18 protein-coding genes are annotated in these 17,276 nt (G+C 65.4%); 3 read left to right on the top strand and 15 right to left on the bottom strand.

The features are described from left to right. On the top strand, positions 1-220 hold a 220-nt coding region (locus tag K2Y56_RS13405; RefSeq protein WP_292508103.1), incomplete at its 5' end, for a hypothetical protein. Here K2Y56_RS13405 and K2Y56_RS13400 read toward each other — a convergent pair. The 10 genes from K2Y56_RS13400 to phnG form a co-directional block, all read right to left on the bottom strand. Then, positions 190-2,571, bottom strand: a complete 2,382-nt coding sequence (locus tag K2Y56_RS13400; protein ID WP_292508100.1) for an EAL domain-containing protein — start codon at positions 2,569-2,571, stop codon at positions 190-192. The two genes, K2Y56_RS13405 and K2Y56_RS13400, sit on opposite strands and share 31 nt — an antisense overlap. Positions 2,572-3,399: 828 nt before the next feature. Next, positions 3,400-3,537 carry a hypothetical protein gene (locus K2Y56_RS13395; protein ID WP_292508097.1) on the bottom strand — a complete coding sequence of 46 codons (138 nt, stop codon included), beginning with the start codon at positions 3,535-3,537 and terminating at the stop codon, positions 3,400-3,402. Between the two features lie 35 nt (positions 3,538-3,572). Beyond that, positions 3,573-4,160: a phosphonate metabolism protein/1,5-bisphosphokinase (PRPP-forming) PhnN gene (gene phnN, locus K2Y56_RS13390; RefSeq protein ID WP_292508095.1), complete on the bottom strand. Its 588-nt coding sequence runs from the start codon at positions 4,158-4,160 to the stop codon at positions 3,573-3,575. Next, entirely contained in the window at positions 4,160-5,305 is a 1,146-nt protein-coding gene (locus K2Y56_RS13385) for an alpha-D-ribose 1-methylphosphonate 5-triphosphate diphosphatase (protein WP_292508105.1), read from the bottom strand. Before K2Y56_RS13385 ends, phnN begins: the two co-directional genes overlap by 1 nt. 17 nt (positions 5,306-5,322) lie before the next feature. Continuing rightward, positions 5,323-6,060: a phosphonate C-P lyase system protein PhnL gene (gene phnL / locus K2Y56_RS13380; protein WP_292508092.1), complete on the bottom strand. Its 738-nt coding sequence runs from the start codon at positions 6,058-6,060 to the stop codon at positions 5,323-5,325. Next, complete coding sequence (phnK, locus tag K2Y56_RS13375) at positions 6,057-6,833, bottom strand: phosphonate C-P lyase system protein PhnK (RefSeq protein ID WP_292508089.1); 777 nt, start codon at positions 6,831-6,833, stop codon at positions 6,057-6,059. The genes phnL and phnK overlap by 4 nt, the downstream gene beginning before the upstream one ends. Continuing rightward, the gene (locus tag K2Y56_RS13370; protein WP_292508086.1) at positions 6,830-7,702 is read right to left on the bottom strand and encodes an alpha-D-ribose 1-methylphosphonate 5-phosphate C-P-lyase PhnJ; all 873 of its coding nucleotides are present in this window, start codon (positions 7,700-7,702) and stop codon (positions 6,830-6,832) included. The genes phnK and K2Y56_RS13370 overlap by 4 nt, the downstream gene beginning before the upstream one ends. After that, entirely contained in the window at positions 7,699-8,811 is a 1,113-nt protein-coding gene (locus K2Y56_RS13365; RefSeq protein WP_292508083.1) for a carbon-phosphorus lyase complex subunit PhnI, read from the bottom strand. Before K2Y56_RS13365 ends, K2Y56_RS13370 begins: the two co-directional genes overlap by 4 nt. Positions 8,812-8,814: 3 nt before the next feature. Beyond that, positions 8,815-9,414, bottom strand: coding sequence for a phosphonate C-P lyase system protein PhnH (gene phnH, locus K2Y56_RS13360; RefSeq protein WP_292508080.1), 600 nt, complete (start codon positions 9,412-9,414; stop codon positions 8,815-8,817). Beyond that, positions 9,414-9,893 carry a phosphonate C-P lyase system protein PhnG gene (phnG, locus tag K2Y56_RS13355; RefSeq protein WP_292508077.1) on the bottom strand — a complete coding sequence of 160 codons (480 nt, stop codon included), beginning with the start codon at positions 9,891-9,893 and terminating at the stop codon, positions 9,414-9,416. The genes phnH and phnG overlap by 1 nt, the downstream gene beginning before the upstream one ends. A gap of 71 nt (positions 9,894-9,964) precedes the next feature. Here phnG and phnF point away from each other — a divergent pair, with 71 nt between their 5' ends. Then, entirely contained in the window at positions 9,965-10,723 is a 759-nt protein-coding gene (gene phnF / locus K2Y56_RS13350) for a phosphonate metabolism transcriptional regulator PhnF (protein WP_292508075.1), read from the top strand. 1 nt (position 10,724) lies between these two features. Here phnF and phnE (K2Y56_RS13345) read toward each other — a convergent pair whose 3' ends face one another. From phnE (K2Y56_RS13345) to K2Y56_RS13325, 5 genes are all read right to left on the bottom strand, one after another. Further along, positions 10,725-11,585 carry a phosphonate ABC transporter, permease protein PhnE gene (gene phnE, locus K2Y56_RS13345; protein WP_292508073.1) on the bottom strand — a complete coding sequence of 287 codons (861 nt, stop codon included), beginning with the start codon at positions 11,583-11,585 and terminating at the stop codon, positions 10,725-10,727. After that, positions 11,582-12,466 (bottom strand): phosphonate ABC transporter, permease protein PhnE, encoded by an 885-nt coding sequence (gene phnE / locus K2Y56_RS13340; RefSeq protein WP_292508070.1) that lies wholly within the window; start codon positions 12,464-12,466, stop codon positions 11,582-11,584. The genes phnE (K2Y56_RS13345) and phnE (K2Y56_RS13340) overlap by 4 nt, the downstream gene beginning before the upstream one ends. 61 nt (positions 12,467-12,527) lie before the next feature. After that, complete coding sequence (gene phnD, locus K2Y56_RS13335; RefSeq protein WP_292508066.1) at positions 12,528-13,454, bottom strand: phosphonate ABC transporter substrate-binding protein; 927 nt, start codon at positions 13,452-13,454, stop codon at positions 12,528-12,530. Between the two features lie 29 nt (positions 13,455-13,483). Beyond that, positions 13,484-14,284, bottom strand: a complete 801-nt coding sequence (phnC, locus tag K2Y56_RS13330; RefSeq protein WP_292508063.1) for a phosphonate ABC transporter ATP-binding protein — start codon at positions 14,282-14,284, stop codon at positions 13,484-13,486. 152 nt (positions 14,285-14,436) lie between these two features. Beyond that, positions 14,437-15,111: a DUF1045 domain-containing protein gene (locus K2Y56_RS13325; protein ID WP_292508058.1), complete on the bottom strand. Its 675-nt coding sequence runs from the start codon at positions 15,109-15,111 to the stop codon at positions 14,437-14,439. Positions 15,112-16,456: 1,345 nt separating this feature from the next. On the opposite strand from K2Y56_RS13325, the gene K2Y56_RS13320 reads away from it, so the two are divergent. Next, positions 16,457-16,588 (top strand): hypothetical protein, encoded by a 132-nt coding sequence (locus tag K2Y56_RS13320; RefSeq protein ID WP_292508056.1) that lies wholly within the window; start codon positions 16,457-16,459, stop codon positions 16,586-16,588. The last annotated feature ends 688 nt before the right edge of the window (positions 16,589-17,276 follow it).

Here is a 17,276-nt window from a genome sequence, read left to right as displayed (position 1 = left end):
TGGTGGCCGACATCAAATCGGAACGCTGGCCGGCTTCGCGTCGGAATGGGTGGCCGGCTTCCGTCGGAATCCGCACGTGGATACGCGCCATAATCGCCCATTAGATATCCCCCGGGCGATTATTGAAGGGTTCCTGCCATATTGGCCTAAAACTTCACCGCATGCGGTTGAAGAGCCGCTTCTCTCGAGTCAAAGCAAGGCGTCAGACAGCGCGTCGTGAACCAACCTTAAGCCGCGCGGGGTCCGATAGGGTAAAATGGCATCCCCCGCAGCCAGGACGTTTGCTTCCTCGACCGGTAAGGGCCTGCTGAACAAATAGCCTTGAAGTTCATGGCAGCCTTGGTGCACCAGGCAAGCGCGCTGAGGTTCGGTTTCGACACCTTCTGCGGTAATCGTCATATTGAGGCTTATTGCCAAGTCCACGATGGCCTTTACAATTGCAGCTCCACTCTTTTCGTTGGGTAGATCGCGAACGAAGCTCTGGTCTATCTTAACCTTGTCGAACGCCATGCGACGTAGATAGCTCAAACTCGAATAGCCAGTTCCAAAATCATCAAGTGACAGTCGGACATTCATTCGACGCAGCTTCGTCATCATCGCATGAACGGCCGGAGTCGCTTCTAAGAAAACCGACTCGGTTACCTCAAGCTCAAGGCGCGAAGCAACCAAGCCGCTGTCTCGCAGGGCAGTACTGACGACGAGCGGCAAATCGGAATGACGAAACTGGATCGGCGACAGGTTGACGGCGACTTTGATATTCTCCGGCCAGCATGCAGCGATCCGGCACGCTTCTTGGATAATCCATTCTCCCAGGGGAATGATGACACCAGTCTCCTCCGCCAGGGGAATAAACTCTGCAGGCGAGACGAAACCCCGTTTCTGATGTTTCCAACGTAATAGAGCCTCGAAGCCTCGGATACGACCGTTCGTGGCCGAGACAATTGGCTGGAAGAAGAGTATGAACTCGTTTCTTTCCATCGCACCACGTAGATCCGTGGTCAGCGCACGACGCGCCTCGATCCGCTCATCCATTGCGGCTTCGTAGAAGCGGTATCCGTTCCGACCCTCGCTTTTCATACGATAAAGCGCGAGATCAGCGCGCCGCATGATCTCCTTGCGTCCATCCTTAGGCACGATAGCGATGCCGATGCTGACGCCCACGCTTACGCGAAAGCCCTCGATGTCGAACGGCGCCGCGATTGCTTCTATTACCCTGCTTGCCAATGCCTCGATGGCACGGTCGTCGCGGATACGCGGCCCCGTGGCGAGGATTGCAAACTCGTCCCCTGCCAGACGTGCCACAAGCACATCGGAAGCGAATAAGCGAAGCCGCTGCGATACGGCCCGCAGCAAGGCGTCGCCAGCCGCGTGACCGAAGGTGTCGTTCACGTTCTTGAACTCGTCGAGATCAAGGGCAAGCACTGCGAAGCGGTCACCCTCGGTAAGCGCTGCTTGGGCAGCCTCGAGGCGTTGCTGGAACAGGACTCGGTTCGGCAAGTCGGTGAGCGGATCGTGCAAGGCGAGGTAGGACAGTCGCTCCTCGGAGCGTCTCTTCTCCGTCACGTCCGAACCTACTCCTCGGTAGCCCGTGAAAGCACCATTGCGGTCGAAGATCGCCTTACCGCTCAATGACCAAACTCGCTGGTCCCCTGCAATATTGAGGGGTAGCAGGATATTCCGAAAGGCTTGCCGTTCCCTGATATGCTGCCAGAGGTTCGTGCTAGGATGCCCGGCTGGTGCCGCGAGGGATGGCAGAAACAGTCGTTCGAGAGGAAGCCCTTGAAGCATCCGTTCCGACGAGCCGGCAACTTCGATGAGCCGAGGCGAGATGTGCTGAAGGCACAATTCCGAGTCCGTCTCCCACAACCAATCACTCGCGCTTTCTTCGAACTCGTTAAGCAGGAGGTGAGTGAGCTCCTGCTGCCGCTCTAAGCCCGCTTGCGCGATAACCCGCATAGTCACAAGACGACTGAGGTGAAGAATAGTGAAAAAGATGAACACTCCATAGAAGAAGAGTAGAATGCCCACGTAGATGTAAAAATGTTCGCCGGTCATCGCCAAGGCGGCGAACGATCCAATAATGATCGGGCCTGAATAGCCAATGGCTGCGCGTGGGAGCACGGATGCGCTCATGCCTGTTGCGATGAGACCTGCACAACTTGCCGCGATCAGCAAGCGACCATCCGCGTCGGCTCTGCCGAAGAGCATCAGTGGAATTGAGCCAAGCAAACATCCGTAGAGAAACGCAACCATCACGACTCGTCGAACGAAAGTTATGCTGACCTCGGACGGCTTACTCCGAGAACGCCACCGCCAGCATTGTTGCAGGGTGCCGAAGGCAAGCGGCAGTATGAGGGCCTCAAGAACGGCCAAATAAAAGCGTGCGTCTGAGTGCCAATACAGGAAGACAATGACTTGAACAACGCTTAGGCTGACAAGTACGGTGAATGGGACGAGACGTAGCGCCACGTCGAGCTGTTCAACGCGCGCGCGGCGTCGCAGATCAGCATCCAAAGGACCACTTTGGCGGTCTGTGTCGATGAGAAAAGAAATCACCGGTTCAAGCGCCATGCAGGACTCCTACAAGTTATTTCATAGTACATTACTAGCTTTAACTTCCTTAACGATAAGGAGTGTGTAATGCTCCATATTTATTAAAATTTTTAAGAACAATGTAGCGCATTACTAGAAATGTGTTAACTGACGTCAGCGAACGAAAAGTCCTCTCTGCGACCTGCGTCGCCTCCTCACCGTTTCCGCCGAGGAGTTCGGCTCTCAAATTTCCGTCCTTCCGCCAGGGCGAGAACATCTTCAACGTCCACACCAAGGTATCGTGGTCTCAACTCCCGTATGCCCAAGCTGGATCTTCACTCGCCGGCGGTGGGGTTCTCGGCCAGCTTTGGGGTCTCCACGGGCAACGCTAACAGGCCGAGATCCAGGGCGTAGACGACGACCTGCGCGGAGTGGAGAGCAATGCCATCGTTGACCCGGAAGATGCCGCGGATGAAGGTGGGCGAGCCGAACGTTTACCTCCTGCGAGCCTTGCGCGTTCGCCGCGCTGGAGATCGCATGTTCGAAAGCTCACTCGTCGTTGTGATCTCCATCGTGGCCATGACGGCCGCCGTGGCTGGCTTCATCTACGTCCTGAAGCAGCCCTGACGGACGAGGGCTGCCCTGCGGTGTTCGGCGCCGACGGGTATCGCGCCGCGCTCTGGCACTTGCGGCAAGGATGTCTCTCGTTCTCGAGAACGTTGACCGGGGACGCCGAGGGATTCGAGTTTCGTGCCTGTCCGATTATGGCTGCGCGAGGGTTCCTTCCAGCATCGCTTGGACCACAGAGGGGGTAAGGACCGAGCCGACGCGCTCTAAGAGGATCGCCGCCAGCTCCTTCGCGCCCGCTTAGGACGGTTCGCGCAAACGGATCATGACGATCTCGTCGCCGCCCTGCCGAACGGCGACGCCGAACTCGCCGGGCGCGACCTCTTCGGCGCCGAACGTCTGGTTCATGCCGTGGATTCCGGTGATGCCGAAGGTCATGCGATGCGTCCGTCCAGGTGATGCTCGGCACAACGCTAGCACGGATTCCTTTGGTCTTCCGGCCGATGTTCTGGCGGGCGGTCAGCCTGTCCCGCGATCGCCTCCAGGAAGGCGACGAGCTGCGCCGCAGCGGCGTCGGGCTCGCCCTCGTTGACGATGGTCAGATCAGCCTCGATTGGGGCATCGCGCGCAAGCCGCGTGTGAAGATCGCCATCCTCCGCCCTGGCGCGAGCGGCAAGGCGCGCGGCCAGGATCTCGGCGGATGCCGTAATGGTCACGACGCAGATTGCGGGAAGGCAACGGCGGGCTTCTGTCACCGCGCGGCGGGAGACGTTGAGAACGACGTGCCGGCCCTCCCGCGCGGCCTCGGCCGCCTCCATGGAAATCGCGTAGCCGAGGCCGTGCGCCCGCCAGCACAGGGCGAAGCTGCCCTGGCTGGCGCCGCGCTCGAACTCGGCCTCCGAGATCTCGATATTGTCCTCGTTCGCCGAGGGCGGCCGGGTCACAAGGCGACGCGGGAAGACGAAGCGTGGATCCGCCGCGAGCGCGTCGCGGGCGATCCGGATGAGGGTGTCCTTGCCCGCTCCGCTCGGGCCGACCACGAGGACGAAGCCGCCCGCCATCACACGACTCGCTCGCCCGCGCGCCAGACCTGGCGCACGACCGGGATCCCCTGCTGCGCCAGACGGACGCGGACGAGGTCGGCGCGCAGGCCGATCCCGATCCGGCCGCGATCGTCGAGGCCGGTGGCGCGGGCGGGGTTCACCGTGACCGTGGCGAGGGCGGCGGAGAGATCGATGCCCGGCACGCGCTCGGGCATCTGGAAGGCCGCCATCAGGAGGCTGGCCGGCACGTAGTCAGATGAGAGGATGTGGAGCAAGCCGGCCTCCGCCAAATCCAGGGCAGCCACGTTGCCGGAGTGGGAGCCGCCGCGGATCAGGTTCGGCGCGCCCATCATCACGGTGATCCCGGCTTGGTGCGAGGCCTCCGCCGCCTCGCGCGTCGTCGGGAATTCGGCGAGGGCGACCCGTTCCGACTGCGACAGGGCGACATCGTCGAGGGTGGTGTCATCGTGGCTGGCGAGAGGAATGCCGCGCCCCTGGGCGAGGGCCACCAGCGCCGGCCGGTTGACCGAGTTCAGCGCGCGGCCCTGCTCGATCTTGAGGGCAGTGCCGGCCTGGATCGCCTCGAGGGACCGCCCGCTACGCCCGGCATACTGATAGTACTTCGCGATGTCCCGGAACTGGCGCTGTCCCGGCGTGTGGTCCATGAGCGAGATCAGCCCGACCGCATAGCGCGCCACGAAGGCCTCGACCGTGTCGATGACGTCCGTCGAGGGCAGTTCGCAGCGCAGATGCGTGCGGTGCTCGACGCGCAAGAGACCCTGCGCCCGCGCCTCCGCGATCGCCGCCGCCAGGGCTTCCAACTCCGGCCCGAGGCCGCTTCCGTCCGGATCGCTCCCGGCCCGGAGCGAGTCGAACACCGTCGTGATCCCCGAGGCGGCCATCTGCGCATCGTAGGCGAGGACCGAGCCGAGGGGATGCCAGCGCACGCCCGGCCGCGGGGCGTAGTGGCTCTCAAGATGATCGGTGTGGAGTTCGACCAGGCCGGGGATGAGAAAATCGCCATGAAGGTCGAGGCCGCGCTCGGGCGCCCGGCCGGAGCCGATCTCGGCGATACGCCCCTCGGCCATGGCAAGCCAGCCGGTCTCCACGTGGTCGGCCAGGACCAGGCGTGCGTTCTCGATGATCTCGGTCCGGCCGCTCATGGGGTTCGTCACTCCGTTCATGCCGCGGCCTCTCCTGCGGCGCCGTGTCCTGCCGCGAATTTCGCGCGAAATCCCGCCACGTCGACGACGTGCGTCGCCACGGCGTCGCGCACGTCGGCATCGTGGAAGATCCCGAGAATCGCCGCCCCGGCTTTCCGCCGCTCGTTGATCAGTTCCACCACCACGGCGCGGTTCTGCGCATCGAGGGAGGCGGTCGGCTCGTCGAGGAGGAGGAGAGGGCGCTCGGCGATCAGCCCGCGGGCGATGTTCACCCGCTGCTGCTCGCCGCCCGAGAATGTCGCGGGCGGCAGGTCCCAGAGCCGCTCCGGCAGGCCGAGGCGGGCGAGGAGGTCGGCGGCGCGGGTCCGGGCCGCCTCGGTCGCGAGGCCGCCCTCGATGCCGGCAGCCTCGACCACCGCGCGGGTGCCGACGCGGGGGATGACCCGAAGGAACTGGGAGACGTAGGAGACGACGCGGCGGCGCAGGTCCAGGATCTCGCGCGGCTCGGCGCGGGCGACGTCGACGACGCGCTCGCCGTCCCGCACCCGGATCGCGCCCTGCGCGCAGCGATAATTTCCATAGGCCATCTTCAGAAGCGAGGACTTGCCGCTGCCCGAGGCGCCGCCGAGCACGACGCACTCGCCCGCGCCCACCGACAGGCTCGCATGGGCGATCACCGGCAGGGTGATCCCCTCGCGCAGGTGCAGGATGAAGCTTTTGCCGACATCCTCGAAGACGATCATGGGCTGTGTCATGCGGCGAGCACCGAGGAGACGAGGAGCTGGGTATAGGCAGCTTGCGGATCATCGAGGACCTGATCGGTCAGGCCTGTCTCGATGACCCGGCCGCCGCGCATGACAAGGATGCGATGCGACAGCAGGCGGGCCACGGCGAGGTCGTGGGTGACGATGAGCACCGCGAGGCCGAGTTCGGCGACAAGGCCGCGGATCGTGTCGAGGAGCCGAGCCTGAACCGAGACGTCGAGGCCGGAGGTCGGCTCGTCCATCAGCACGAGGCGCGGGGCCGTGACGAGGTTGCGGGCGATCTGCAGGCGTTGGCGCATGCCGCCGGAGAAGCGCGTCGGCGGATCGTCAATGCGGTCCGCCGCGATCTCGACGCGGGCGAGCCAGTCGAGGGCCGCCGCGCGGATCTCTGCGTAATGGCGCGCCCCGACCCCCATCAGGCGCTCGCCGACATTGCCGCCGGCCGAGACCGACATCCGCAGGCCCTGCGCCGCGTCCTGGCGGACGAAGCCCCAATCGGTGCGCATGAGGGCGCGGCGCTCGGCGGCTCCAAGCTCGGCGAGGTCTCGGACCGTCCCGTCGCGCATCCGATAGGAGACGCTGCCGCCATCGGCCGCGGTCTCGCCGGCGATGAGACCGAGGAGGGTCGACTTGCCGGAGCCGGACTCGCCGACCACAGCCAGGACCTCGCCGGGATGAAGGTCGAAGCCGACGCCGTCGCAGGCGAGCCGGGCGCCGTAGCGCTTGGTCAGGCCCTCGGCCCGGAGGAGGGGAGCCTGGCTCATGCGGACTCTCCGTGAGCGATCGCGTCCCGGCGGGTCTCGCAATGATCGGTATCCGAGCAGACGAACATCCGCCCGCCGGCATCGTCGAGGACGACCTCGTCGAGATAGACGTCCTCGGCTCCGCACAGCGCACAGGGTCGCTCGAAGCGCTGCACGCGGAACGGATGGTCCTCGAAGTCGAGGCTGCGCACCCGCGTATGGGGCGGCACCGCGTAGATCCGCTTCTCGCGCCCAGCCCCGAACAGCTGCAGGGCCGGGCAATCGTCCATCTTGGGGTTGTCGAATTTCGGGGTCGGCGACGGGTCCATCACGTAGCGGCCCGCGACCTCGACCGGATAGGCGTAGGTGGTGGCGATATGCCCGTGCCGGGCGATGTCCTCGTAGAGCTTCACGTGCATCAGTCCGTATTCGGCGAGGGCGTGGAGCTGGCGCGTCTCGGTCTCGCGCGGTTCGAGGAAGCGCAGAGGCTCCGGGATTGGCACCTGGTAGACCAGGATCTGGCCCTCGGTGAGGGGCGTCTCGGGAATGCGGTGGCGGGTCTGGATCACGGTGGCCTCGGCCGTCCGCGTCGTCGTGGCGACTCCAGCGGTGCGGCCGAAGAAGCGGCGGATCGAGACAGCGTTGGTGGTGTCGTCGGCGCCCTGGTCGATAACCTTGAGGACATCGGACGCGCCCAGGATCGCGGCGGTGACCTGGACGCCGCCGGTGCCCCAGCCGTAGGGCATCGGCATCTCCCGTGCTGCAAAAGGTACCTGGTAGCCGGGCACGGCGACCGCCTTGAGGATCGCCCGGCGGATCATCCGCTTCGTGCCCTCGTCGAGATAGGCGAAGTTGTAGCCGGTCTGCGGCAGTGCGGCTGCGGGGCTCATTCGGCGGCCTCCCGGATCGGGGTCTCGACCTTTTCGTGCAAGGCCGCGTGCTCGGCGCGCAGGCGCCTGACCAGCTCCAATTCGGCCTGGAAGTCGACGTAATGGGGCAGCTTCAGATGCTCAACGAAGCCCGTCGCCTGCAGGCTGTCGCAATGGGCAAGGACGAATTCCTGGTCCTGGGCCGGCGAGACGATCGCCTCACCAAGCTCTGCCGCCCGCAGGGAGCGGTCGACGAGCGCCATCGCCATCGCCTTGCGCTCGCTTTGGCCGAAGACAAGGCCGTAGCCGCGGGTGAACTGGGGTGGGACCGCGCCGCTGCCGTGGAACTGGTTGACCATCTGGCATTCGGTCAGCGCCGCGGCACCGAGCGGCACAGGGAAGCCGAGTTCCTCTGGCACGAACTCAATTCCAACCTTCCCGAAGCGGATCTCGCCGACGAAGGGATGGGTGCGGCCGTAGCCGCGCTGGGTCGAGTAGCCGAGGGCGAGCACGAAGCCCTCGTCACCGCGCGCCAGGGCCTGCAGCCGCAAGGCCCGGTCGGCGGGATAATCGACGGGCTCGCGGGTCAGGTCGCCGACCGGGGCTCCGTCTTCCGGCGGCGAGGTTTCGAGGAGGCCGGCGGCGCCGAGGATGTCTGTGACGCGCGGGCATTGGCCAGCGTCGGAGTCGGGCTCGGCCTCGGCGGCGGGTTCGGGATCGCCGCCCGCCGCGAGGGCAAAGTCGATGAGCCGGTGGGTGTAGTCAAAGGTCGGCCCGAGCACCTGGCCGCCCGGCATGTCCTTAAAGGTGGCCGAGATCCGGCGGGCGACGGCCATCGCCCCCGTCTCCACAGGCAGGGCGGCGCCAAAACGAGGGAGGGTCGTCCGGTAGGCACGGACCAGGAACACGGCCTCGACCACGTCGCCGCGGGCTTGCTTCAAGGCGAGCGCCGCGAGATCGGGATCGTAGAGCGAGCCCTCGGTCATCACCCGGTCGACGAGAAGGCCCATCTGCTCGCGGATCTGTGCCACGTCGAGTTCGGGGACGGCGGGGTCGCCGCGCCGGGCTTGCGCGAGCAACCTGTGCGCATTGTCGATGGCGGCCTCGCCGCCCTTCACCGCCACGTACATGGGTCAGACCTCCGCCGGCTGCAGCAACCGGGTCGAGCGCGGCAGCCCGGCAATACGACCGGGTGCGGTGAGGATGAGGTCGATCCCGAGCGGAAAGCCGGCATGGTTCGTCCCCAGCCGCTCCTGCCAGTCCGCCGGCACCGGCGCCGCATCGAGCCGCGCCACGCCCTTGATGCCAGGACCCGAGAAGGCGTGGCCCGTGCCACTTTCGAGGTGGCCGAGCGCCAGGATCAGCGTCGTCGAGTGGTCCGGGTAGTCCGGCGTCCCTTGAGCGAAGGCTGCGAAGTCCGGCGCGTTCTGCGGATCCGCGATGATCGCGAAAACCGCCTCGGCCGGGTTCGACACCAGCGGCGCACCGGTGTGAAATCGCAGGAAGGCGGCGACCGCCTCCGATGCCGCGAGGGGCGGATCGAGCCAGAGCGGCGTGTCGGCATCGGCGAGAGCCAGGGCCAGGGCCGCGAGTTCCGGGGTCAGCGGGGGAGGGGGAGCGACCTTGGTCGGCAAAGACCGGATGAGGGCAGGTCGGCTTAACCCCTCGAGGGCCGCGCGGAAGACGCCTTGGGCATCGTGGACCGGATCGGCGAAGCCCTGTTGAAGCGCCATCAATCCTCTCCGCGAACGAGAGTGAAGAAGTTGACCCGCGTCGCGGCGGTCCGGCGAGCGTGAGCCTGCGCCTCCTGCTCCCGCCGGGCGACGATCCCCGATAGGGCCGCTTCGACGGCAGCGCGCCGCTCGGGCGCCTGCCAATGCGCGTCGAGGATGGCCGCGAGCCGCGCTTTCGGCCGATCGCGGCCGAGATGGTAGGCGAAGCCGGTCTCGCCCGACGGCAGCCGGACGGCCGCCCGCGTCACCGTCGCCTCTCCGAGATTGAAGGCGCGTCCGTCGCCGCCGATTCGTCCTCGCGTCATCACGAGCCCGGTTTCGGGTGCGCGCAGGTCCTGCGCCTCCTCCGCGAGGCACGCCGCTGCCATGGCATCCCGCAATTCGGCGAGCGTGGCGGCACCGGCCAGCGCCATGATGGCCTGACGTGCCGCGACCTCTGGCCTTGGCGCTTCGGTTCGTGCTTCGCTGCCCGTCATCATGCTGCGATCTTCATTTGTCTATTTGTTTATACAAATAGATGTACGGCTGCAAGAGAGAACCACGACCCGACATGGCCGATCTGCGCGACACCACCATGACGTCTCCGGATGCCCCACTGCTGCGCGGCGAAGGGCTGACCGCCTGGCGCCAGATCGCCGATGCCTTGTCGGAGGAGATCGGGCGAGGCCAGCTTGCGGCGGGGAGCCAACTCCCCACCGAAGCCGCGCTCGCCGGCCGATTCGGGGTCAACCGGCACACGGTACGGCGGGCGCTGGCGACCCTCGCCGAGCGCGGCCTCGTCCGGGCGACGCAGGGGCGCGGCACCTTCGTGGAGCAGGGGCAGATCCCCTATCCGATCGGCCGGCGTACGCGTTTCTCGGAGAACGTCTCGCGGGCGGGCCGGGAGGCCCGCGGCGACCTGATCGAGGCGAGGACGGTGCCAGCGGATGGCGAGACGGCAGAGGCCCTGGGGATCTCGCCAGGCGACCCGGTCCTTGAGATGGTCACGCTGCACCGGGCGGACGGGACCCCGATCTCGATGGCGCGGATCAGCTTGCCGCTGCCACGGTTTTCCGGGTTCGAGTCGGCCTATGCGCGCCTCGCCTCGATCACCCGTGCCTTCGCGGAATGTGGAATCGAGGATTACACCCGGCTCTCGACCCGGATCGGCGCGCGCGGCGCCACGGCCGAGGAGGCCGCGCGCCTCGACATTGCGCCAGGGCGCCCATTGCTGATGGTTTCGAGCGTCAATGTCGATGCCGACGGTGAATGCATCGAGGCGAGCCGAAGCCTGTTCTGTGCCGACCGTGTCGAACTCCTGGTCGAGTGACCTACCGCCGCTCGCCCCCGATCAGCACCCGGCGCAAACGGCCGGAGATAAGGTCGATCACCGCCACCGTGACGAGGATCATCAGGACGATGAAGGAGACCTGCTGCAGTTCGAGCACGCGGATCAGTTCGGTGAGGTACTGGCCGATGCCGCCGGCTCCGACGATGCCGATGATCGTGGCCGAGCGGGTGTTGGATTCAAAGAAGTAGAGCACCTGGCTGCCGAGCACCGGCAGGACCGCCGGCACGAGGCCGAAGCGGACGCGGTCCAGGCTGCCGCCGCCCGCGGCGGTGACGCCCTCGCCCGCCTTGCGGTCGGCGGACTCGACCGCCTCGGAGAACAGCTTGCCGAGCGCCCCGAAATCCGAGCACGCGATGGCGAGGGCCCCGGCGAAGGGCCCGAGACCGACGACGTTGATCCAGATCAGGGCCCAGATCAGAACGTCGACGGAGCGGATCACGTCGAAGCCGCGCCGGACGACGAAGTGGACGAACACGTTCGGAACGACGTTCCGGGCGGCGAGGAACGCCACCGGAAAGGCGAAGAGGGCGGCCGTCAGGGTCCCCAGAAAGGCAATCCCGAGCGTCTCGGCGAGGGCGCCGAGGAAAGCCGGAAACCGGTCCTCGGCCGATGGCGGCAGCATCAGAAGCGCAAATTCGCCGAGGCGTCCGAACCCATTCAGGATCCGGGCGGCCGAGAAGTCGAGCCACCACATCGCGAAGGCCGCGAGCCCCGCCACGCATCCGAGGCTGCCCAGCGTCACGAGGCGGGTGGCCCAAGGCGTTCGAAAGACCTCGGGGTAGCGCGCCGTCAGGGCGGCCGTGTCGACAGCCTGTCTGCGGGCTCGGAGCGGGTCGCTCATCGGGTGCCCTCCGATCCGATGAGGCGATGCCGCAGCCGCTCGGTGGCAAGGTCGATCACCATCACGGTCGCGATGATCATGAGGAGGATCGCGCTCACATCCGTGTAGTAGAAATTGCGGATCGCCACGAGCAACTCCTGCCCGATGCCGCCGGCGCCGACGAAGCCCATCACGCCCGCGCCCCGCACGTTGATCTCGAAGCGCAGGAGGCCGTACGAGGCGAAGTTCGAGAGCACCTGCGGCAGGACCGCGAAGCGGATCGCCTCGACATGCGTCGCGCCCGATGCCGTCAACCCGTCGACCGGCTTCATGTCGATGTTCTCGACGACTTCGGAGAACAGCTTGCCGAGCGCGCCGGCCGTATGGATCGCGAGCGCCATCACGCCGACCATGGGTCCGAGGCCGAAGGCGATCACGAAGATCAGCGCGAACACGATCTCCGGGACCGTGCGCAGGACTTCCAGGATGCGCCGCGTCAGGAAGCAGCCGAGCCGGGTACGGGCGAGATTCGCCGCCGCACCAAAGCAGAGCACGAACGCCGCAAGGCCGCCGAGCAGGGTGCCGAGATAGGCCATCAGCAGGGTTTCGCCGAGAAGCGCTGCCCATTTCGGCAGGCCCCAGTACCACTCGGCGAGATCACCGCGGATATTGGCCAGGGTGAGCCCTGGCAGGATCTGCCCGAGATAGGACGTGAAGTTCCCGATGTTCCCGGTAAGGACCAGCGGCTTGACCTCCGCCGCGAAGCCCGCGGCGACCGCCAGCACGGCGATGGCGACGAGCGAGAGGATCGTGCGCCGCCGCGTGGCCGCGACCGCGCGTGCATAGGCGGCTTTCAGCGCCTCGGAGCGTGCAGGAGCGAGCGGCGCGATCCGCTTGTTCATGGTGCCGTTGCCCGGCGCTGTGATGGGGACTTGGGCTGCGACCAGGACTTGGCGCCACAGATCAGGATTTACGCCGCTGGTCGTCGTTGAACTTCAGCATCTCGATGATCGGCTGGTAATCCTTCAGCGTCACCGCCGTGAAATCGAGGTCCTTGCCGTCGGAGAGGCGGTCGAACGCGGCCTTGTCCGCCTTCGGCAGGTCGACGAAGGCCTGGCGGATCTTGGCCTTGAGATCATCCGGCAGGCTTGCCAGGACGGCGAAGGGGCCCTCGGGCAGGAACTCGGACTTGAAGATCACCCGGAAGTCGGCTTGGCCCATCGGCGAGCCGTCGGCCTTCTTGAGCATCCCCTTCGTCGCCATGCGCGAGACGACGGTGTCGGTCTCGGAGTTCCAGAGATTGGCGGCCGCGTCGGCGGTGCCCTGAACGAGGGCGAGGACGGCGTTCTCGTGGCTGCCGGCATAGACGGTCTTGCCGAAGAACTTGTCGATCTCGATCCCGGCCTTCTGCAGGAAGAAGCGCGGCGCCTGGTTTCCGGAGGTGGAGTTGGGGTCGACCAGAGCGAGGTTCTTGCCCTTGAGGTCCTCGATTCTCTTGTAGGGGCTGTCGGCCCGGACGTAGATCACCGAATAATAGCCCGAGGCGCCGTTCCCGTGCTTCTGGTTGACCATCGGCTCGATCTTGACGCCCGTCATCACGGCGCGGGCGAAGGAGGCGGGTCCGTAGAAGCCGATCTGGATGTTGCCGGCGCGCTGGCCCTCGATCACCGCGGCATAGTCGTTGGCGACCCGCAGCTTGACCGGCACGCCGAGCTGCTTGGTCAAGTACTCGGTGAGCTGCGCGTAGCGGTCGGTGGTGCCCGTGGCGTTCTCGACCGGAATGACGGCGAGGGTCAGCTCGGGGTATCGGGCCTTCCAATCCTGGGCGACCGCAGGAACCGCGAAGGCGAGCGCGGCGAAGGCGCCGGCAAGGAAACGGCGAGTCAGCATGTCGATCTCCTGTGGTGGGAAAGGCCGTCTCAGGCGAAGGCCGCCTCGGAGGGTGCGCGCATCCGCGGAGGCGGCGGGCGGTCCATCACCTCGCCGGCCTCCAGGCCGTAGAGGCGCTGCGCCACATCCTCGGTGAGATCGAAGGCGCGTCCATCGAACACCACGCGACCGTCGGCGAGGCCGATGAGCCGATCGCAATAGGCGCGGGCGAGGTCGAGCGAATGCAGGTTGCACAGCACGGTGATGCCAAGGCGCTTGTTCGCGTCGGCGAGCGCGTCCATCACCAGCTTGGTGTTGCGCGGATCGAGGGAGGCGACCGGTTCGTCCGCCAGGATGATGTCGGGCTCTTGCACCAGCGCGCGCGCAATGGCGACACGTTGCTGCTGACCTCCCGAGAGTTCGTCCGCCCGGCTGGCGGCGAACTGCCCCATGTCGAAGCTCTCAAGCACTGCCAGGGCGAGCGCACGGTCTTCCGCTGACCAGAGTTTCAGAAGCGAGCGGTAGCCCGGCGCGCTGCTGAGGCGGCCCATCAGAACATTGGTCAGGACGTCGAGGCGTCCGACGAGATTGAACTGCTGGAACACCATCGCACAACGGGCACGCCAGCGGCGCAGCGCCTGCCCGCGGAGCCGCGTGACGTCCACACCCTCGAACAGGATGCGGCCGTCGGTCGGTTCCGCCAGACGGTTCAGCAGGCGCAGGAAGGTCGATTTGCCGGCTCCAGAGCGGCCGATCACGCCTACGAAACTGCCCGGTTCGATCTGCAGCGAGATGCGATCGACGGCATGCCTGTTGCCGTATCGGCGCGTCAGATCCTCGACAATCAGCATGCGTCCGCCCGGGTTCGTGTGCTGAGGCCGGCATGCCCGCATTTCGCAACGATAGGATGACAGCGGCCGGTCGCTCCCGATCCGAACCTCTCGCGAGGATGGCGGCGGCTCCATGCCTCTGTGACCTTTTCGGGCCCCCGGACTGACGGGATCTAAGGGGTGAACGGGATGCGGCGCAGGATCCGGAACGGGGCGCCCTCGTCCTGCCGCAGCAAGGTCAGCGCATCGATGACGAGGTCCGCCCCCGGCTCGTAAACCTCGGCGAGGCGGGCGCGCCACGTCTCACGGGACTCTGCCGGGATCAGACCCGTGAGGGTCATGTGAAACCGGAACGCCTCGAAGACGTAGGGGTAGCCCCAGCGTTCGAGTAGGGCGCGGCGGCGCGGATCGAGGGCCTCCGGCCGGCGCTTGTTCCACTCCATCGCGTTCAGGGGCGCTCGCAGGGGATCGAGCGCGGCGACGCACTCGGCCGCGAGCAGGTTGAGTTCCGCAGGGGGATTGGAGGGCACGAGGGCGGCGAAGCCGTCGAGCAGCACGACGTCGAGACGCCCGATCCGTAGCGGGTCGCGATGGCACGCGAGGGCTTTGCAGACCTTCACGATCTCCGCCTCTGCAACGTCGTCCCGGAGACGCATCGGCGCTCTCAAGGTGGCATGAAAACCGTAGATTCGCGGTGCTGTCGTCAACTTTGCGAAGACGCTGTGCTCCGCCTCCGCGAGTCCCGGGAGAGCGCCGCCGACGACCCTGTCGCCGAACATGGCGAGTGCCGAGCCGGGCGGCGGTGTGTAGTAGAGGGCATAACGCGCGGGTCGGTTTGCGTCCTGCATGCCAATTCAATCCCGTTATTCGCCTTGCCTGGCCGTTCGCGGGGCGTGATACCCGTCGCACAGGCGAAGGCGAAGGCGGGCCTTTTTTGCGATCATAACCGTTTGATCATCAGCCCTGTCTCGACAGATGGGAACAGGCTTGCCGTCGGCTGAGGAAAACCAAGGACGACCTGACGTGACAAGCAGACCGAAGACGCCCGGCGAGGCACTATGAAAACGCCCGCGCCAAAAACATGCGAGGTCAAGGTCGAGGGACGCTGGCAGGCTGCCTCACTCGACGAGGCTCGCGTGACTTATCGCGATGCCCCGAAACGGTGTGCAGCCTGCCATGGTCCTGTTTACGTAACCGGGACCTACACGAGCACCGGAACATTAGCCCTCGCACACCGGAAGAAGCACTCCGGGTGCCCGCTCATCGGCAAGGGTTTCTCGGGAACGCCCTCGCCGCACCCGAATGCCCTGTCATAATCAGCGGGGCATGCGTCGACCGACGGTATGGTTGCCTTGACCTTCCATGAGGCGAACGCTGCGCCCCGGACGCGGGAGGTGGGTAATCACTGCCATGCTCGGGTCATCGGTGGGGCATCAAACCGTGATGGAGGCGGCCGGAACGTAAGCCGCTGCGACGCATTCTGCCTCTACCTCCACCACTTGCCCGCACACCGTTGAGACACGCGAATGCATAATCACCTCGAAGCTGATCGCTGTGCTTGGCCGCCCGTGCCGAAGCAGCCGAGATACCGCTCTGCGTCTATGGATACCCGTGAGCGTTCAAAGCCGGCCATTGAGGAGGTGAAGAACTCAACGACTCAAGATCACGCCAGCTCAATGGGGAAAGTTGTTCAGCCGTCCTACTTCGAGAGCTTCGGCTCGTTCTCTGGCTAGGATCAGATTGGTTCGCAATTTCTCATACTTCTTCGCCCGCCCCTCTGTGCCTTGTGCCTTATTGGCCGGAGCAACGAGACGCAGGGGTTAGCCACGCGGTGCTAAAATGGGGATTCATGAACGATTGAAGTAACACGCCGCTTTTTGTGGCGTCACACGGTCTGTAGACCACTATGCGCCGATAGATGGTGAGGATCTCCACGAGGATCGGTAGGACTAATGTCCTTTGACTTTGCACTGCCAGAATCCGGCTGTGCCAGGACGTTATCTCGGTTTCGTGTTTGCCCCGCGACTTCGTCGAGGCGAGAGAGGCTACTCCTCCTGCCTTGGACCGGAGGATTGGCGTGCAGGCCGCAGCCGCCGCGACGAAACATACGACGCAATCATCCTGAAACCCGGCTTAACCATAGCGTTTCTCCAGACAGCTGATCCGCGGCTGCACAGACAGGGGAGACGAGTGATGGCCGGTGAGAAGGTGACCAGGGGCATGACCGCGACTGACCGAATCGTCGCCTGGATCATGGTGGCGGGGATAGCGCTCGTCCTGATCGGGTATGCCCAATCGCTCGCGCTGCCGGCCCACTTCGTCTGAAGCCATCACCGCCTGACAGTCGCCGGCGGCAGGCTTCCGCCGGTATGCTCAACATGGTGAAAGTGGAGTTCACCAATTCCCGAAATCTGTAGGTAATGCGCGTTCGGTAGGACTGCTCCGACTGCAGGCTGAGCCCCGCAGCAAGGAGGTCATCCATGATCAGTATTGTTCACATCCGTCGAATGATGATCGCCCTGTTCGCCTTAGCAGCCGCAACGGCGCCGCTTACGACGCAGGTGTTCCGGTAAGGCCGAGTTCCGCATCACCTCCTCGTCAGCACGGCTTGCGCCATCCACTTTGGAAACGCCCGCTGCACCTCCTCCGACATGACGCGCTGGACGTCCTCGACGAGCGGTATGTCATTTATCACGCCGTGGGAGGGTTGAGCCTGAACATGAGCTGCAGGCGTTCATTCTTGCCCTTAGCGGTCGCCCGGAATCCTTCACCATTACAGGAAAGATCGGATCGCCCTCGGGTACCGAGCGCCTCATGTTGCCCGGGTGTCTGAGTGGCCCTGGTGCCGTATGGCCTACGCCCGAAGCGGGCGGTCGGATCGCGAGGTTTCCTCTAGGGCGTTTCGTGCCACCTTTGCCGTCTATCCGAAGATTGCCCGGTCGTGTCCGTCAATGAGGTGGAAATTCGGGGTGGAGTTGGAGCGGCCATCGGTCAGGCGGCCTGAGGTGGAATT

The organism is Methylobacterium sp. (assembly GCF_019745455.1).
Taxonomy (GTDB): domain Bacteria; phylum Pseudomonadota; class Alphaproteobacteria; order Rhizobiales; family Beijerinckiaceae; genus Methylobacterium.
The sequence above is the reverse complement of the archived record's forward strand: the minus strand, read 5'-3'. Positions and strand labels throughout refer to the sequence as shown.

Excerpts from the sequence above, each read along its gene's own strand:
- K2Y56_RS13400 (WP_292508100.1), bottom strand. The coding sequence starts at position 2,571 with ATGGCGCTTGAACCGGTGATTTCTTTTCTCATCGACACAGACCGCCAA.
- K2Y56_RS13395 (WP_292508097.1), bottom strand. The coding sequence starts at position 3,537 with ATGACCTTCGGCATCACCGGAATCCACGGCATGAACCAGACGTTCGGC.
- phnN (WP_292508095.1), bottom strand. The coding sequence starts at position 4,160 with ATGGCGGGCGGCTTCGTCCTCGTGGTCGGCCCGAGCGGAGCGGGCAAG.
- K2Y56_RS13385 (WP_292508105.1), bottom strand. The coding sequence starts at position 5,305 with ATGAGCGGCCGGACCGAGATCATCGAGAACGCACGCCTGGTCCTGGCC.
- phnL (WP_292508092.1), bottom strand. The coding sequence starts at position 6,060 with ATGACACAGCCCATGATCGTCTTCGAGGATGTCGGCAAAAGCTTCATC.
- phnK (WP_292508089.1), bottom strand. The coding sequence starts at position 6,833 with ATGAGCCAGGCTCCCCTCCTCCGGGCCGAGGGCCTGACCAAGCGCTAC.
- K2Y56_RS13370 (WP_292508086.1), bottom strand. The coding sequence starts at position 7,702 with ATGAGCCCCGCAGCCGCACTGCCGCAGACCGGCTACAACTTCGCCTAT.
- K2Y56_RS13365 (WP_292508083.1), bottom strand. The coding sequence starts at position 8,811 with ATGTACGTGGCGGTGAAGGGCGGCGAGGCCGCCATCGACAATGCGCAC.
- phnH (WP_292508080.1), bottom strand. The coding sequence starts at position 9,414 with ATGGCGCTTCAACAGGGCTTCGCCGATCCGGTCCACGATGCCCAAGGC.
- phnG (WP_292508077.1), bottom strand. The coding sequence starts at position 9,893 with ATGATGACGGGCAGCGAAGCACGAACCGAAGCGCCAAGGCCAGAGGTC.
- phnF (WP_292508075.1), top strand. The coding sequence starts at position 9,965 with ATGGCCGATCTGCGCGACACCACCATGACGTCTCCGGATGCCCCACTG.
- phnE (WP_292508073.1), bottom strand. The coding sequence starts at position 11,585 with ATGAGCGACCCGCTCCGAGCCCGCAGACAGGCTGTCGACACGGCCGCC.
- phnE (WP_292508070.1), bottom strand. The coding sequence starts at position 12,466 with ATGAACAAGCGGATCGCGCCGCTCGCTCCTGCACGCTCCGAGGCGCTG.
- phnD (WP_292508066.1), bottom strand. The coding sequence starts at position 13,454 with ATGCTGACTCGCCGTTTCCTTGCCGGCGCCTTCGCCGCGCTCGCCTTC.
- phnC (WP_292508063.1), bottom strand. The coding sequence starts at position 14,284 with ATGCTGATTGTCGAGGATCTGACGCGCCGATACGGCAACAGGCATGCC.
- K2Y56_RS13325 (WP_292508058.1), bottom strand. The coding sequence starts at position 15,111 with ATGCAGGACGCAAACCGACCCGCGCGTTATGCCCTCTACTACACACCG.
- K2Y56_RS13320 (WP_292508056.1), top strand. The coding sequence starts at position 16,457 with ATGGCCGGTGAGAAGGTGACCAGGGGCATGACCGCGACTGACCGAATC.